Source organism: Pseudomonas syringae CC1557 (assembly GCF_000452705.1).
Classification (GTDB): Bacteria; Pseudomonadota; Gammaproteobacteria; order Pseudomonadales; family Pseudomonadaceae; genus Aquipseudomonas; species Aquipseudomonas syringae_F.
This window is the reverse complement of record NZ_CP007014.1, coordinates 4,366,349-4,381,947: the sequence shown is the minus strand read 5'-3', so window position 1 is coordinate 4,381,947 and position 15,599 is coordinate 4,366,349. Positions and strand designations below refer to the sequence as shown.

At 55.9% G+C, this 15,599-nt stretch carries 13 protein-coding genes; 5 read left to right on the top strand and 8 right to left on the bottom strand.

Annotation, left to right across the window (positions count from 1 at the left end; translation table 11 throughout):
* Positions 1-19 precede the first annotated feature (19 nt).
* Positions 20-1,441: a sugar porter family MFS transporter gene (locus tag N018_RS19335; protein WP_024643979.1), complete on the bottom strand. Its 1,422-nt coding sequence runs from the start codon at positions 1,439-1,441 to the stop codon at positions 20-22.
* A 196-nt stretch (positions 1,442-1,637) separates the two neighbouring features.
* Here N018_RS19335 and N018_RS19330 point away from each other — a divergent pair, with 196 nt between their 5' ends.
* From N018_RS19330 to N018_RS19320, 3 genes are all read left to right on the top strand, one after another.
* On the top strand, positions 1,638-2,054 hold the full coding sequence (locus tag N018_RS19330; protein WP_025390505.1) for an ester cyclase: 417 nt from the start codon (positions 1,638-1,640) through the stop codon (positions 2,052-2,054).
* A 109-nt stretch (positions 2,055-2,163) separates the two neighbouring features.
* The gene (locus tag N018_RS19325) at positions 2,164-2,790 is read left to right on the top strand and encodes a glutathione S-transferase family protein (protein WP_024643981.1); all 627 of its coding nucleotides are present in this window, start codon (positions 2,164-2,166) and stop codon (positions 2,788-2,790) included.
* Between the two features lie 63 nt (positions 2,791-2,853).
* Positions 2,854-3,300, top strand: a complete 447-nt coding sequence (locus N018_RS19320) for a GNAT family N-acetyltransferase (RefSeq protein WP_025390504.1) — start codon at positions 2,854-2,856, stop codon at positions 3,298-3,300.
* A 69-nt stretch (positions 3,301-3,369) separates the two neighbouring features.
* On the opposite strand, the gene N018_RS26790 is transcribed toward N018_RS19320, so the two are convergent.
* The 3 genes from N018_RS26790 to N018_RS25805 all read right to left on the bottom strand — a co-directional run bounded on the left by N018_RS26790 (position 3,370) and on the right by N018_RS25805 (position 5,243).
* Positions 3,370-3,531 (bottom strand): DUF2986 domain-containing protein, encoded by a 162-nt coding sequence (locus tag N018_RS26790; RefSeq protein ID WP_080274875.1) that lies wholly within the window; start codon positions 3,529-3,531, stop codon positions 3,370-3,372.
* A gap of 70 nt (positions 3,532-3,601) precedes the next feature.
* On the bottom strand, positions 3,602-4,087 hold the full coding sequence (locus N018_RS19315; RefSeq protein ID WP_025390503.1) for an AAA family ATPase: 486 nt from the start codon (positions 4,085-4,087) through the stop codon (positions 3,602-3,604).
* 112 nt (positions 4,088-4,199) lie between these two features.
* Positions 4,200-5,243: a hypothetical protein gene (locus N018_RS25805; RefSeq protein WP_025390502.1), complete on the bottom strand. Its 1,044-nt coding sequence runs from the start codon at positions 5,241-5,243 to the stop codon at positions 4,200-4,202.
* 122 nt (positions 5,244-5,365) lie between these two features.
* On the opposite strand from N018_RS25805, the gene N018_RS19305 reads away from it, so the two are divergent.
* Positions 5,366-5,923, top strand: a complete 558-nt coding sequence (locus tag N018_RS19305; RefSeq protein ID WP_025390501.1) for a hypothetical protein — start codon at positions 5,366-5,368, stop codon at positions 5,921-5,923.
* Between the two features lie 30 nt (positions 5,924-5,953).
* On the opposite strand, the gene N018_RS19300 is transcribed toward N018_RS19305, so the two are convergent.
* From N018_RS19300 to N018_RS19290, 3 genes are all read right to left on the bottom strand, one after another.
* Positions 5,954-6,901 (bottom strand): bestrophin family protein, encoded by a 948-nt coding sequence (locus N018_RS19300; protein WP_024643986.1) that lies wholly within the window; start codon positions 6,899-6,901, stop codon positions 5,954-5,956.
* Positions 6,902-7,162: 261 nt separating this feature from the next.
* A complete protein-coding gene (locus N018_RS19295) occupies positions 7,163-8,362 on the bottom strand; it encodes a pectate lyase (RefSeq protein WP_025390500.1) in 1,200 nt (399 codons plus the stop codon).
* A gap of 344 nt (positions 8,363-8,706) precedes the next feature.
* Positions 8,707-9,471, bottom strand: a complete 765-nt coding sequence (locus N018_RS19290; RefSeq protein WP_152531792.1) for a hypothetical protein — start codon at positions 9,469-9,471, stop codon at positions 8,707-8,709.
* A 197-nt stretch (positions 9,472-9,668) separates the two neighbouring features.
* On the opposite strand from N018_RS19290, the gene N018_RS19285 reads away from it, so the two are divergent.
* Entirely contained in the window at positions 9,669-10,058 is a 390-nt protein-coding gene (locus N018_RS19285; RefSeq protein ID WP_024643989.1) for a type III secretion system chaperone, read from the top strand.
* Between the two features lie 44 nt (positions 10,059-10,102).
* Here the strand turns inward: N018_RS19285 and N018_RS19280 are convergent, their stop codons facing one another.
* On the bottom strand, positions 10,103-15,388 hold the full coding sequence (locus N018_RS19280) for an AvrE-family type 3 secretion system effector (protein WP_025390499.1): 5,286 nt from the start codon (positions 15,386-15,388) through the stop codon (positions 10,103-10,105).
* Between the last annotated feature and the right edge of the window lie 211 nt (positions 15,389-15,599).

Here is a 15,599-nt window from a genome sequence, read left to right as displayed (position 1 = left end):
CTCATCCTGTTGTTGTAAATCAGAGCTCTTTCTTCAGATGCTTCTCGATCTGTTCAAGCGACTTGCCCTTGGTTTCCGGAAGGCACAGGAACACAAAGATCAGCGAGCCGACATTGATGGCCGCGAAGATAAAGAACGTCGGGTTGCCGATAGTATCGACTGCAATCGGAAAGGTGAACGCTACCGACGCGTTGAACAGCCACTGCATCGACACCGCCGTCCCGGTCAGCAAGCCGCGTACCTGCATCGGAAACAGCTCCGACATCAGCAGCCAGTACACCGGCGAAATACACATCTGCATGAACAGCAGGAACACCAGAATGCAGGCCAGGGCGCTGTAGCTCTGAGTCAGGTTCTGCGGCATGAACTGCAACACGCAACCGAGCGCGGCTTGCATCAGAATCACGATCACCAGGCCGGTCATCAGCAAATGCCGACGCCCGTAACGGCCAATGGCCCAGATGCCCAGCAAGGTCGCGATGACCGATACCACACCGTTGCCGATAGTGGCAGTCAACGCAGCGTTGGTGCCCATCCCGGTATTCTTGAGGATGATTGGTGTGTAATACATAAACGCGTTTACGCCGGTGAGCTGCGCGGTAAAGCCCAGCCCGATACCGATCAGCAACAACTTGATGACCCAGCGCTGACGCAGCAACTCCCTGGCTTTCGGGCGATGGCGTGCCTGCTCGTCCTGAGCTTTCATCTCGTCGACTTCGCGCTGCGCATCGTCCTTGTTGGTACGCAGTTGCTCCAGCACATCCTGCGCCTCGTCAAAGCGGCCTTTGGACGCCAGCCAGCGAGGCGACGGCGGTACAAAGAATGTTCCGATCAGCAGCAACACCCCCGGCACCATGGCGATGGCCAGCATGTAACGCCAGATACCCGGCGTGTGTAGCAACGCGGCCATGACCGCGCTGAGCACGTAGGCGAGCAACTGGCCGCTGACGATCATCAGTTCGTTGCGGCTCACCAGTCGCGCACGACGCGACGGGCCGGCGATCTCGGCGATGAACACCGGCACCGTTGCCGAACCGCCGCCCACCGCGATACCCAGCAGGAAGCGCGCAGCGACCATGAACGGGATAGAGGGCGCAATAGCGGTGCCCAACGCGCCTGCAATGAACAACACCGACAGCAGGCGCAGGGTCAGACGTCGCCCGAAACGGTCGGAAATGTAGCCGCTCGCCAGGGAGCCGAACGCTGCACCGACGATTAGCGAGGCCGTGATCATGCCTTCGCTGTAGGCATCCAGACCCAGCCCGCCCTGATCGACAGGCAGCGTCATGAAGGGCAGTGCGCCCGCGATAATACCGGTGTCATAACCGAACGCGAGCGCGCCCATGGTCGCCACAAGCACGGAGATGAAGATGAGTCGATTCGCTGAAACAGTTTGCCGACCTTGTCGATCGGCCGCTGATGAGGTGCTACTTGAAGACATGAACCTGAAGTCCTTCGCTTGAAACCAGCGTCGCGCCAGTACATAGATGTCAGGCTTAGGGCGACGTCGGCCGCGCTAGTTCCCTACAAACAGAGTCGGGTATGGAATTACTGCGGGTTTCGGTGCCGGCAATGTTCATGTACGCATGCGCGCCCATGGGTCTATGGTGAGTATTCTTCATCGAGGAGGGGAGAGCATGAGCCTGGCTAAACACTACCGCGCTTACATTGCTTGCCTTAATGAGCGCCGCTGGCACGACCTGGGTAACTTCGTCGACGACGATGTGCATTACAACGGTGAGCGCATCGGCCTGTCAGGTTATCTGACGATGCTTGAAAACGACGTCAGGATAATCCCCGACTTGCGTTTCACTATCGATTTTCTGGTGGTGGAAGCACCGCAGGTTGCTGCCCGGCTGTTATTCGATTGCTGGCCACAAGGTCGGTTCATGGGGCTGGAGGCGCAAGGCCGGCGCATCAGCTTTTCTGAGAATGTGTTTTATACCTTTAGCGAAGGCAAGGTCGTTGCGGTCTGGTCAGTGATCGACAAAGCTGCAGTGGAGCGCGAACTCGGCGGCGAGCCCGTGGTTGCGTCCAGCGACAGAAGCATCTGAAGTCTGAGTTCTGTTGCACGCTCATCGACTGACATTCATTTCAGGGCACTCCCCGGCGGCATGGCAGTCTTTTTCTTATATACCCCACTTTCGCCCAGCGGAGCCCCATATGATTATCGTCCATCACCTCAACAACTCTCGTTCGCAACGTATTCTCTGGCTTCTTGAAGAGCTTGGCCTTCCATATGAGATCAAACGTTATCAGCGCGACGCGAAAACCAACCTTGCGCCGCCAGAGCTCAAAGCCATCCATCCATTGGGCAAGTCGCCGGTCATTGAAGACGGTCCCCATGTGCTGATCGAATCCGGAGCCATCGTCGACTACCTGATTCGCCGCCACGGCGAAGGCCGTCTGCAACCGGATCCGGCGAGCGCTACCTATGATGAATACGTGCAATGGCTGCACTTCGCCGAAGGTTCAGCCATCCTGCCATTGATGCTCAATCTGTACGTCGGACGCCTGGGTGACGCTGGCGCCCCGTTGCATCCGCGCATCCAGTCCGAGCTCGCGAACTACCTGGGGTATCTGAATGAAGCATTAGGATTGACACCCTATCTGCTTGGCGAGGAGCTGAGTGGCGCCGATATCCAGATGAGCTTCATCGGCGAATTCGCCAAGGCTCAGGGCATGCTCCAGCCATACCCGAACATTGCGGCATGGGTACAAAGACTTCAGGCCAGACCCGCGTATCGCAAGGCGCTGGAGCAGGGCGGTGAGTACTCGTTTGCCAAGTAGGTTCGTGGCTAACGCCCTATATCGCCCTTTGCGCTCGCACCCCGGCAGACAAAGGGCTTCACGGTGAAAAAGGTTGAGATTCACAAAATCACCGAGCTGCCGCCGCAGATTCCGACGCTGGAAAATGAGGCAGCGGCGGAGGGTTTCAGGTTTGTCGCACGGCTTGTTGACGAGTGGAAGTGCGGGAAGAATCGATTCGACGCGCAAGGAGAGTGCCTGATAGCCGCGTTTCTGGACGGCTGTCTGGTGGGGATCGGAGGTCTTACACGCGATCCGTTTGTGGAGGGGGACGTGGGCAGGTTACGCCGGCTTTACGTAGCGAGTGCCTCCAGAGGCCAGAACATTGGAAGGACCCTGGTCAATCGCCTTGTTGAGCATGCTGCCGAACACTTTCTTGTCGTGCGCCTGTTCACTGATACTTCGAGCGGCAACGAGTTCTACTTGCGCTGCGGCTTCCAGCACGTGAGCGATCAGCACGCGACTCACATCAGGTTTCTTGAAGATACTTGAGGTGTGTCCTGCGTAGGCAAGTGCCAGTCGTTCCTTTCAAAAACTCCAATAGCGCGCCAGCCTCACCCATCAGCTCTCAGTAGCAATAACCGGGTCTTGAGCCGATTCCGCCGCCAGTTTCAACCGGTCAGCCTTGCTCACGTAGGTGGACTTGCTCGCCGGGGCGAGTTTGGCGCTGGCTTTTTTAGCGTGAGCTTTTAGCAGTTGCTGTATTTTTTTGCGGCGATTCATGGTCGTCTACCCGGCTTGCAGTTTTCGCGATGATATCAGCTTGAATATCGTGTTAGCGCCCTGAACTGGCTCACGAAGGGTGCACTTGAATATCCAGTCCTTCCTTTGCATCCGGAATACGAAAGTAACGGGTGATCAGTCTGAACTCGGTATCGGTCGCTGAAAAATCATGCTCAGCCTTGTCGTTGCGAATGTGCAGCCTGGCGAGGCAAACATCATCGTCAACCTCGAGATAGTGCAAACAGTGCGAAACCTGAGCATCCTCTGCCAGACTTCGGAGCCATGTGCGATCAGCGGGAGTATTGGCAGGGAAATCCAGAATGACCCCAATGCCTGATTTCAGAATACGGATAACCAGCGGGCCTACGACATCACGAATTCGATGTGCAAGTCGCAGGTAGTCTGTCACTGACTTGATATCGTCAGGGTAGAGCTTTGAGAGCCAGTCATCCTCACTCAGCAGAATGGCTGCATGTTCGACTGCGAGTGACTTGGCGAGCGTTGATTTACCTGATGCGATCTTGCCGCACAGGAGGTGAAGTTTCGCTACAGGCATTAAGACGTGTCCTTTTGTCGAGCCGCTGGATATACAGATCACCTCGGTACGTTAAGCGTGTCACTGAGCTCACACTTGCGATCATCACGCCCCTGAAGGCAAATCCTGTCTGTCAGTTTTTCCAGCAGCCGGAATATTGCTTGCAGACGTTGAAGCGTCTGTCCAGGTCGGCCATTCGAGTGAGATTGTTGGAAACGGCTTCCTTGAGCGCTATCAGGTTCGCGGAGTGGTAGTAATCCATCATCGCGTTATTCTGCGCCAGTGCCGCAGTCAGATCAGCTGTATCGCTGTCAGGTACCAGCTGTTTTATCCGGGCCGTATCCAATGACTGTAACTGGCTCCGGTAAACATTCTTGTAAAGCGTGAGCGCCCGTTCTTTTACGCCCGTGACTTCGGTGGCGAAGAGTTTGACGTTCTGACGATACTCCGTCCAATAGGCGTCAGGCAGGGTAACGCCCATCAAGTGTTTACGGTCCTCGACGACCTTGTCTACTTTTTCAGCCGTTACTTCTCTGGTGATTGCGCCAGGATCCGGCCTCATGTCAGCCACGATACTTGCGTTGATAATCTGCTCGATCAGCGCGTCGCGCTCAGGGGTTGAAGGCAGCGCTACTAGAGCCTTGGGGAAAATCGGGTTACTCCCGGCACACGCCGGCAGACCTTTTTCTACAAGCGGTATGGGAGAGCGGATGGCCTTGCCGTTTACGTTTTCCAGCCTATTTAGCGATGCATTGCAGACAGCGCCACGACGACTAAAGACTACCTCGTATTCGGTGTTGCGCTGCGGTGCGAAGTTAAACGCAATACCGCAAACGCTGCCCGAGCCCACGGTGTTGATCCTGTAAAACACTTCGCTTTCAGGCTTCAGACGAATTTCCAGATAGCCTCTCGCATCGGCTGGAGGTGCGACGCTCATGTCGGCTCTGCGCCGGGTATCAGCAGCAAAAAGGTTGTTGAGCAAGCCGGTGTTCCGGCCGCCGCAATGTTCCGCGTCGAAAAGGTCAAGGGTGGAATTTTCAACATTGCTGACAAAACGCAGCTTCGCCGCATCGGTTTCGGTCGCGTCTGGATAACTGCCATTGAAGCTGCAACCGCTGAGCGAGGCGGTGATGGCAGTCAGCAAACCGAGTGCATATAAAGGCGGGTAGCTGCGCATGTTAGTGTGTCGTCCCTGATAAATAATTGGCGAAGGCCGTGATGCTAATAAACGGCTTGACCGCCGTCCAGCGTACTTTTCCTGCGCGCGGACACCCGTGAATATGACAGAGGTAATGGAGTTTGAAATCAAACCGGCTTCTTGCAGTTGTTCTGGCGGGCCTGATGGCGGGTTGCTCATCAATGCCCGCAGAGATGGCATTGGACTCCAAGACATATTCCGCACAAAACGCGGGTTTGATAGTGGGCGCGCTTATCAAGGGCGGGGACTGGGGTACCTGGTTTGAGTTGCGTGACCTGAACACCGGCAAAACGTATGGCTGGGCTGCCAAGGACTATTATTCCGCCTGGTTGCCTGCCGGTGAGTATGAACTCTACCGGTTAGGGTCACGGCGTGGGGTAATGGGAGCCTATGACAGGCCACTGCGCTTCACTGTAAAGCAGGGCGAACTGAACTATGTAGGCGAACTGGTTTATGGCTGTTCGCTGGAGGCCCGACCCACTGCGCTATATGGCGCAATGAGTTGCGGGTTCCTGGCGCTGGGCGAGTGTTCTGTGCCTTACCCGTCTGTGAGCATCTGTATGGTTGACCGGCAAGAGCAAGCCGTTAAAAGCTTTATGAAAAAGAATCCCGAGTACCTGAACATGCCTGTTCGTTCTTCAGTGATGGTTGGCCGTTAGATCTCATGTAAGGATGAGCGGAAGCGACGTTCAAACGGCCAGCCGATGCGTTTGCCACTGGCCACTTCCGTAGTCGTGCGAGTCAATCGCCATCGATTGTTTTTCCGGTGCATCAAACATGGAGCGCAGGTTCTTTTCGATGGTGTTGCACAGGTCTTCCATGCGAATCCGGTGCTGGCTGTTGCCGAAAGGCGCCTGCAAGTCTGTGCCGATGCGGTCCATTGCCAGCAGCATGCAGCCGACGACCGTCGAGATTGCCGGGGTGAACCAGCCCAGGGTCGTCACCATGCTCAACGGCATGATGATGCAGAACAGGGTGCTGAACAGCCTTGGAAAGTAGACATAAGGATAGGGCAGCGGCGTATTGGCGATTCGCTCCATGCCGCCTTGGCAGTTGGACAACTCGACCATTGTCGACTCCAGTCGGGCGAGGCGGATGCTGTCGATTCGTCCAGCAGCAAACTCTTGCGAGATGATTGCGGCGGAGCCATTCAGAATGTCATTGGGGAAGTTGTTGCTCTGCGATGCGTTGTGGATTTCTTCCAGTGACAGCAGACCTTCGAGTTTTGCAGTACCGACGTTGCCTTTCAGGTGCGCGCGCAGAGCCCGCAGGTAAGCCACATGACGCTTGAACAGGGTTGCCTTGACCGGATTGTCGCAGTCGTCACGTTCATCATCGATCAAGGTCAACACTTGACGGCCGAAGCTGCGTGAACTGTTGACCATGGCGCCCCACAAGGTGCGCGCTTCCCACCAGCGATTGTAGGCGCTCGAATTGCGAAAGCTGATCAGCACGATAAGTGCCGAACACAGCAGGGTCAGTGGCATGAGCGGGAGATCTACAAACCCTGTGCTTTGTATCAGCATGAAGTCCATGGTCACGGCCACGTCCCAGAGCAGCAGCCAAAACAGCGACCAGCCAACATAAGTGACTGTTCTGCTGATGCACAGCCATTTTTTTTCAAACGGACCAAGCATTTTCGGCACTCCTTTGCGGGTGTGGAAGAGGGTGTGTGCGGTCAATGAACCTGTCACGCTGCAAACTTACGCACCCAGCCTTAAAGCTCGCTTAATTCTCCATGGCGTCACATGGCCTTGAAACAACACTTCAAAATTGTGACGCATGCCATCGTTTATGGCAGTCATGGGCCATAAGCATTTCGACAGGCTGCCTGTAACGAGAAGGGGGGCGTATCCCAAGAATACGCCCCCCTTCCTTTGGCCAGTTTTTGCATCTGGTCAAAGCTCTGTGTGTTGGGTAGAAGCCCTTGTCTTGTCATAGGCATGCTTCACGTCAGCCATGGCGATGTTGGCCGTGGCCAGTTTTAGATCCTCACTGTCGCTTTTCACTAAAGCAAACTTGCCGTGGTTAGCGTCTACACCGTTCAGCGCAATGCTCATATCGTCAAACTGCTTGCCGCCGTTGGTGCGAACCATCGTACCGAACTCATCGGCTTTGAAACCATCGACGTTCAAGTGAGTGTTGGCGTTGAGCTGGATGATCTTGTCGTCTGCACCTTTGGCGCTGCTGTTTTCGATGTCCAGATTAGTGACCTTCGCGCCTCCTTCGCCCTTGACGGTGATCAGGTCCTCACCCACGTTTTCTGCATGCAAGTTATCAATGGTGACTTTAGCTCCGGTGGCAGCTTTGACGTGGATGCCGTCTGCTTCGTTCTGACCCAGGTTCACATTTTTCAAGGTCGCGCCTTCAGCCAGTTCGAACAGTGGCTTCTGGTTTTCGCCCTGGTCTCCGTTACCCAGCGCACTGCTTGCTGTGAAGGTCTGGCCCTTGCCGTCGAAGACCTCGTCTGCGCCTACTTTGATGGTCTGGTTCACAACAACCGGATCGCCGGATGCCTTGGGCGTGCTCACGGAACCTGTGCCTGAACTGCCATGCGGCCCGGCTGGCTGCGCAGTGCCAGAAGGTGTTGTTCCGTTATCGCCATTTCCGGTCGGCGTCCCTTCTTTATTGGAAGGCGCTTCATCGCCGCCTGTGGAAGCCGGTGTATCAGTAGGGGCCTGACCTGTTGTGGGCGGAGTCGCACTGCCGCCGCCCGACGATGGCGCAGTTCCGAGTCCGTTATTGCCTTGATACGGATCCTGCCCCCGATTCTGTTCTTGACTCGGGTCCTGCTTTTTCATCGGATTCATGAGCATTTGCAGCAAGGACATGATCAGTGCGCTAAGCAGCTTGACCACATTGGACTGGCTATCACCGGTCTTGCTGCTGTCCTGCGGATTCTGCACCGTACTGTCTGATGTGCCGAAGGTGACGTCTTTCTGCTTGTCGCTGCTGAACAGCAGAGATTCAGCGTCCACATTTGCTGAACCGTTCTGCCCTGCCAAGGCGTTTTGCTGCGCGCCTGTGCCTTTCAGCGCCGAAAAATCCAGCGAAGTCGAGACGGGTTGATAGGAGGCGGGGGGGATACCGATGCTCATAGTGCTATACCTCGATTGGGTGGACATATGAACCGGCGTCATGGTCTGGGTTTATCAGATATGTTCGCCGCGTCCCTGTCGGTTCTATAGGTCGATGAGGCTGTTGCCTTGAAGGTGCTCGAAGTGAGTGGCAGGGCGCGACGATGAGTTCCAGGCAGGTCCGCACTTGTCACCTGTCTTCGAACAGACTGGCTGTTCGAAGACAGGGTAAAAAGCGGGTTGAACTGACCGCGCCAGAACAGGCTGCTGCATGGCTTGGGTCGTGAAAGTACAGGGCAACTTCGCGACACTTCCGAAGTCACCCTGCAAAAACAGCGAGGGGGATTGAATAACGCGGTGCTGGATCAGTCGGTGGCGTCTTTGGTACTTATTCCAGCTCTGGACCTGCTCAGCCGCTGATTGTTGTACGGATCGAACTCGAGGGACTGGCCTATAAACTTCCAGTTCACTGAGTTCCTGTCGAAATGCATCATGTTGAAGGCCACGGGCGCTCTGGAGTCCTCATCGTGGTAGTCGTCAGCGTCGAAGGAGCTGATCTTGTCGCCCGATATGGCGCTGACCAGGCGATTTACTGTACTGCTCTCCGGGTGCTGGTTATGGAACACACGCATGTAGGCCTCGTTATTGGGGTGCTCCCTGACTTCGATCGAGCAACCATTCATGCCTGGCGTAAAGGCAAACGGCGCCGAATCCTGCTCGGTGGCATACCGAGGGTCTTTGGGAATGTCCACATAGCCCGGGGTAGAATTTCCGCTTTTGAACGGTATCCAGTGGGCATGAATAACTTTTGCTCGATCAGCAGCACTCGCAGCATTCACGTGGGTCAGTATAAAGTTGCCGGTATCAGCATCGTGAACCAATGCGAAGTGGCCCTGTTTAATCGTGTTGCTCAACAGCTCATCGGTCAGGCGATCTCCCATTTTTAACACGTGCCTGGCATCGATAGTGTGGTCTCTAAGAAAGCGTTCCGGGTTCGATTTGAACGCAGCTGTGTAGCCAAGCGTTGCAGAAGACAAGTTGGAAACACTCGTCGCGCCAGACGCTCGCGAGGTTTCAGACGTGCTTGAGCTGCCATAGTTATGAAAACTGGACGAAATTCTATTAAACATAATGAGTCTCCGGGTAGACGCGATGCGTATGACGAACGAGCTCTCCTGAGTTACCGCTTCCATCAACCTCCGGTGTGTGGTCGTGTTTCTGATCTGGTTCCGTGGTGTGGAGAAATGACTGATCCCAAAGGAACTGTTGTGGCTTAAACGCCACTCAGTGCCTGGCCAGCTTCGGCTTTCCTTAAAGGACTATAACGATGAGAACGTCGCCACCCGATTTCTCCCGCATGATCAGCTCGTTGGGGGCACAGCTCGGGATCTCGCTGACCCTGCAGAACGGCGTGTGCGCGCTGTACGACGGCCAGGATAACGAAGCTGCGGTCATCGAGTTGCCCGAGCACAGCGAGATGGTCATCTTTCATTGTCGTGTAGGGCGCTGCCCGGAGCGCTCTGCCGATTTACAGCGTTTGCTGAGCCTGAACTTCGACGTCGCCCGCCTGCACGGTTGCTGGTTTGCCGTCGATCAAGGCGATGTGCGCCTGTGTGCACAACGTGAGCTGGTGGCGCTCGATGAGTCCGCATTCTGTGACGTGACGCGTGGTTTTATTTCTCAGGCACGTGAGGCACGTACGTTTCTAAACGCCTGAATAAAAAACGCCGCTTCAAGGCGGCGCTTTCAGATGTATCAATGTCAGCTTTTCAGCTCGAATCCTGCTTTTTTCAACTCCGCAGCAGCCGTTTTCAGCTCTGCCGAAGGCCGTGACAGCTCCCCGTCAAACGTATAGCCGATGGGCTTGTCCTGGTCTGCACCATAAATGAAGTTAATGCGCCCAAGCGTTTTGTTAACGCTCATATTTGCCCCACTGTTATAGCTGATCAAGGGTGATGGCGAGGTAAAGTTTTCAGCTTGAGTCGCGGTGTGAAATACCACCAGCCGTTTGATGCGCATCTGGTTGTGGTCCTCCAGAAGGGAAGAGAGATCGCTTTGGGTCATTGTGCCGTCGCGGCTACCTTCGTCGATTTTGTCGATCAATGAATCCTTCGGTTCCAGCCGCACGCGTGCCAACGTCCCTATGCTGTTCTCCATTTCCTTGAGCATGGCGCTGAGTTTCGGGTCCTGGCGCATGAATTCGGCAACCCTTGCCGCGTTGCCCGGGGCGCTCACTTCGCGCACTGAGCTCATGATTTTGGTGAGTATGCTTTCACTGCTCAGGCCGGAGAGGTTGGTTTTGCTGGTTTCAAAACGTGCGTTGTCCAGCACGCTGTGCTTGTTGACGGATGCTTCCTGTTCGACTGCCGCGCGTTTCAAATCGCGTAACGCCTTGTACTGCTCGTCGTTAACATTCTGCGAGGGTATGTCGGCAAAAAGCTCCTTGAGTCCGTCGAGTTGTGCCTGAATGGCTTGCGTCTGACTCTTGCCGGTGTAGCGTGCGTTCAGCGGATCGGCCAGTTCTGCCAGTTTTGCTTTGGTCGTGTTGTCATTGAATGCATTGCCAAGGCTCTTGGACAGCTTGCTCAAACCTTCGGCGGTTATCGGTTTGGCTACGTTGTAACGAAACTTGACCCGCTTGACGGTTCTTGCCTCCACGCTGAGGTTGGCCGCCACGCCCATGTTGTTGGCGGCTGATTGTGAGGCGGCTGTCGGCCCTGGAGCGGAGGCGGGCGTGCCTGTGGGGGCTGTGTGGGTGCCGCCGATCTGAGCACGAAGCTGCCCACCAACCGTCGCGTTGTTGAGAAAGCGCGGGCGGTTCTTGCCGCCTTCACGCAATTCAGTCTTGTCGTTCTTCTGGGTCAGTGAATAATCGGTGTAGGTCATTAGATTAACGGTGATGTTTGCAGCGAAGCCTGCGCGTACCACCGCAGAGAACGAGTCGCTGTCAGGGTCGGCTGTCGGGCTTTTATCCGGGGTCAGGTTGATGCCTGCGCGCAGGTCGGCTGTTCCGCCCGCCGTGATATCAAACGTGAATCGGCGAGCCTCATAGGCTTCATGGTCCACTGCTTTTTTCAGCACTTGCAGCGGATTCAGTTTGCCTTCGAACAGGTCGTCGACGAACCCGTCGATGTCTTCGTCCGGAACATTGAAAACCACGCCCGCACGTTGGCTGGCAGCGGCTGTGGCGGTCAGGTCCACACCCAGCCGAAAGTTGGGAGTCAGCGTGCGGTTGTGACCGACATCAACGCTGATTGCCGGGTGGTTTTCGGCAAAAAATCCCGGCCAGTAGTCCTTGCCGCCCCCGACACCGCCACTCACGTTCCCCGCGGCTTCGCTTATCAGGTACAGGGTGATGCCACCCTCGCAACGCTCGGCATTGAGTATGTAATTACGGTTGCCGGTGGCACCTGCCGTTGGCCAGGGGCCCGTTGCCTTGTCGGCAAGAATGGCAAACGGGCTGGTGAGGTTAAGTCCGTAGCTGCGCTGCAGACCGATTTCATCGTCGCCATGCTCCAGCTGCTTGAGCATGCTCTTGAATTTGTCGGCAAGCTCGATCTGGTCTTTGCTGCCTGTGGCTGCGCGCATATTGACGCTGACGGCATGGTCAGCTTTTTTGAACGACTTCAGGAACGTTTTTACGGAGTCATAGCCGCTTTCCAGCGCTGCGTTGTCGGTAAAGCCCATGTCGGTTACCACCTTGACCGGGTTTTCGCCGTAAGCCACATCCCGTAGCGTGGTCAGCTTCTTTTGTAGTGGGCGTATGTCGCTTTGCGGCGGCAGCTGCTCGACCTGGTCAAGAAGTGCGCCAAGGTTTTTCAGTGTGACCAGATCCAGAGCGAGACGCGCTTTGGTCAAACCATGCTCTTCGCTGGCATCACGTTGCTGGCCTAAAGGTATGTTGGCTTTCCGGTGGCTGAGTTTCAGGCCCTGGTACTTGAGCGTGCCGAGCAATTTCCCGGTGGGGTTTTCAGCAGACGGAGCTACCTGGTTCAACGCGTCCTGAAGCTCCTTGACCCAATCATGCCCAGAGCTTTTGAAATTGAGCTTCTCGCCCAGATCAGCAAGTTTTTTGCCAAATTGGGTACGTACCGATGGCTTGGCCAGCTCTCCGTGCTGATTGAGAATGCCATCCTGCTGTCTGAGGTTTTTCACTTTGCCGTAGCTCTGACCAATAGACATCAGCGCTGTATAGCTGTGGCTTTCCAGCTCGTCGCGTAGAGCCTCCAGTTCTTTGAGCATCTGGGCGCCCTCAGGTCCCAGTTTTGATTCCAGTGCGGCAATGCGCGCTTTCAGGTCTTTGCCTGGCGCCGGTGGCGTTCCTCCCGACTCATGCATCAGTTCCAGTTGCTTGAACAGAATCGACTCGCTTTCATAAACCTCTTTCAGGCCTACGCGACCATGGTAGCGATGCTGAACATGGTTGCCGACGTTCTTCATCCAGCGGGGCTTTTCTGCGGTGTTTTTGTAGATGTTGGCGCGTATGAATTCGCTGGAGCTGACTTTCTTGCTTTTCTCCATGCCGCTGCGCCCCAGCACGTTGACGTCCAGCCTGGCGGTCAGCCCGGTTTTTGGAATTCGCCAGGTCTTGTTGGAACCTGTGATTCTGGAATGCACATCGTTCAAGCCATTTTCTTCTACCTTGCGCTGCTCGAAAGGTTGCCATTTGCCGGCTTTGAGCTGCATGAGGCCCAGGCCTTCGGCGTTCTCGATCTGGGCGCTCAGTAGGTTGTCATCATTGCTGAAAAGCGCTTTGACCGGTTGCCCGTCAGGGGCGGCAACCGACGTCCAGCGGGCTCGCAGCTGGTCGCCCAGTTTTATCGATTGCCAGGCTTCTCTGGACAGGCTGAAGAGCGCACCGCTGCTGGTGAGTGCATACAGGTTGTGCTTCTCATCCAGCGACAGGCTCTTGATTTCGCCTTCCAGTCCGGGAATTTCCAACGTGACCGGTTTGTGATCCTTGCTGTGCGCGGTCAGCCTGTTCTGTTCATCGAGTGCGACAAATCGCTTGTCGCTGACCATCGCAAAGGCGGTGATCACGCGGTCATCCAGACCTTCGATTTCCTTGCCCATTGCGACTTTGGTCGAGCGTGCCGTCTGGGCCAGGGCCGTGTTGTGATCGAACGCCATATTGGGGTGTTCGGGAGTCACTGTCAGCTTGTGAATTTTGCCGCCCTTGAGCACATAAGCGTTGCTGTCGGCACCCCGTTGCAGGCGATCAATGTCCTTGATGCCGGCGTCTTTCCAGCATTCTGGCGTTGCATCCCAGCGCTGAATACGCCCGTCGCTGATACCGACCAGGCCCGCACGATCCAGGTTAAGTCGGTCAGCGGCGTCTGGTGCAGCGGGTACATTCAGTCCCCGAGTATTGTCCAGCACCAGGGCATTGGTCAGGTTCCAGCCGCTTTCCAGCGTTGAGCCCTGTTCGTCGAGAGCATGCGAGTGAACCTCGCCCTGACGATTCTTGATCAACGCATGAATGCGGCCGTCGTCTCCACTGATGAATCCGGTGACGCGGTTGTGGCCGCCAAGAGGCAGGTCTGCCAACTGGAAGCTTTCCAGTTCTGGCATGAGCTTCAATTGCGGGTCTTCGCTGTCAAACGCGCTGCGGTCCGCACTGTAAAGTCTGCCCTGAGTATCTGCGACAAACAGCTTGGCAGCGCTCAGGCCGACCGCTGCCGCCTGCGCCTTGCCGCTATCCAGTTCAAGTACCTTTGTTCTTTTCGGGGTCAGCCCGCCAATCACCGGGCTCATGTCAGTCAGCAGGATAGCCTGAGCGTCTGTGCCACTGAGCAATGCTGCTCTGTTGTCCGGTGCCACCGAAAATGACTGCAAGTCTTTGACTTCTACGTGCGGCATGAACGGACTCGACAGGTCCACCAGGACGTCGTCACTTTTCGCATAGACTGAGCCGTTACCGCCTGTGGTCAGACTATTGAACGCGATGCCTTCCATCCCTTCCGGTTCCTTCCAGCGGGCGCTGATCGGATCGAATTGATACAACCGGTCTTCGTGCACACGCAGACGCCCGCCATCGTGGCTGAGAAGAACGCTGGTGATATGAGCCATGTGGGCTTTTCCGGGCAATTCCAGACTGTTTCGCCCACTGCCGGTTTCGATATGAATATGGCTGTCTTCGCGCTCCATGCGCACAGCCAGCGGTTTTTTTCCTTCTGTATTCAGTGCTTCGGTACTGCTGCGAATCAACGCCAGCGAGCTGTCGTCCTGCGCCAGATGCAGAAGGTGCCCATTTGCTTCTAGCAGCTGGTGCCCATGTACGCCGTGTTTGCTTTCATGGGCCAGGTAGGTTTGTTTGGAGTTAGCGAGAATGGAGTCCAGTAACGGGGCAAGGCCAGGCGTGTTGAACGTGGAGAAGTCGGGCCTGCCTTTGGCATCCAGATGGACAGTGCCTTGTGGCTGGGCGTTGCGTACCAACTGTTCATCTTTCAGTTCGAAACGACCGCCATCACTACGTCTCAGGCGTGGACCTTGTGCCGGCTCATCGGAATCGCCGACTTTGGTTCCGGAGCTGCTTGCCTCGTTTGGCCGGGTGGCCAGAAATGACCGGCGCGTGCCGTCGGGCCCTTGCAGGCGGCTACCGGGAAGTAGGGATTCGCGAACAGCGTTGGCTGTCGCTTCTTCATCAGTATCAGTCATCGGCACTGCAGACATTTCGACAGAGGTGGTGCGTTCCAGGCGCTCTCCCGGAATGTCAAACCTGACATGGCGGTTATTCCGGGCGGTGGCCGCCAGACGAGATTCACGGGGGGCGTTTTTTGCGGTCTCATGATTATTGGGAAGAGGGCGTGAGCTTGAGGCATTTTTGGTGCTGGGCGGTCTGGCCGCTGCCTGCTGCGGTGCTCTGGATTTTTGAAACACTTTGCCGACGCTTTTCAGCATCCGTTTTCCCACACTCCCCAGCGAGAGTGAAGAGCGCTGGGTTGGCTGTTCATTTCGTTGCTGCAGGTCGCAGCTGTTACGAAGGTCCGCTGCCGCCTGTGTCTGAATAACGTTTCCGTTTTTCCGGTTTACCGTGGGTGCCTGCACTGTGAATCTCCTTGTCCTTTTTGTCGCCTGGCGATGGCGAGGTGAATCCTGAAAAATCCTTAAGCAACTGGGTGGCGGATGAGCGCCTGCGGTTCCACAGAAAACAGGATTAACGAAATGGTTTACCTGCCAGGCTTTCGCCGGCCATATATGCCGCGCAGGGAACCGGAACGGCGTTCGCACCACGTAGGGTGGACATGCACAGGACATT

Coding starts and splice junctions, on each gene's coding strand:
- N018_RS19335 (WP_024643979.1), bottom strand. CDS start 1,441: ATGTCTTCAAGTAGCACCTCATCAGCGGCCGATCGACAAGGTCGGCAA.
- N018_RS19330 (WP_025390505.1), top strand. CDS start 1,638: ATGAGCCTGGCTAAACACTACCGCGCTTACATTGCTTGCCTTAATGAG.
- N018_RS19325 (WP_024643981.1), top strand. CDS start 2,164: ATGATTATCGTCCATCACCTCAACAACTCTCGTTCGCAACGTATTCTC.
- N018_RS26790 (WP_080274875.1), bottom strand. CDS start 3,531: ATGAATCGCCGCAAAAAAATACAGCAACTGCTAAAAGCTCACGCTAAA.
- N018_RS19315 (WP_025390503.1), bottom strand. CDS start 4,087: ATGCCTGTAGCGAAACTTCACCTCCTGTGCGGCAAGATCGCATCAGGT.
- N018_RS25805 (WP_025390502.1), bottom strand. CDS start 5,243: ATGCGCAGCTACCCGCCTTTATATGCACTCGGTTTGCTGACTGCCATC.
- N018_RS19300 (WP_024643986.1), bottom strand. CDS start 6,901: ATGCTTGGTCCGTTTGAAAAAAAATGGCTGTGCATCAGCAGAACAGTC.
- N018_RS19295 (WP_025390500.1), bottom strand. CDS start 8,362: ATGAGCATCGGTATCCCCCCCGCCTCCTATCAACCCGTCTCGACTTCG.
- N018_RS19290 (WP_152531792.1), bottom strand. CDS start 9,471: ATGTTTAATAGAATTTCGTCCAGTTTTCATAACTATGGCAGCTCAAGC.
- N018_RS19285 (WP_024643989.1), top strand. CDS start 9,669: ATGAGAACGTCGCCACCCGATTTCTCCCGCATGATCAGCTCGTTGGGG.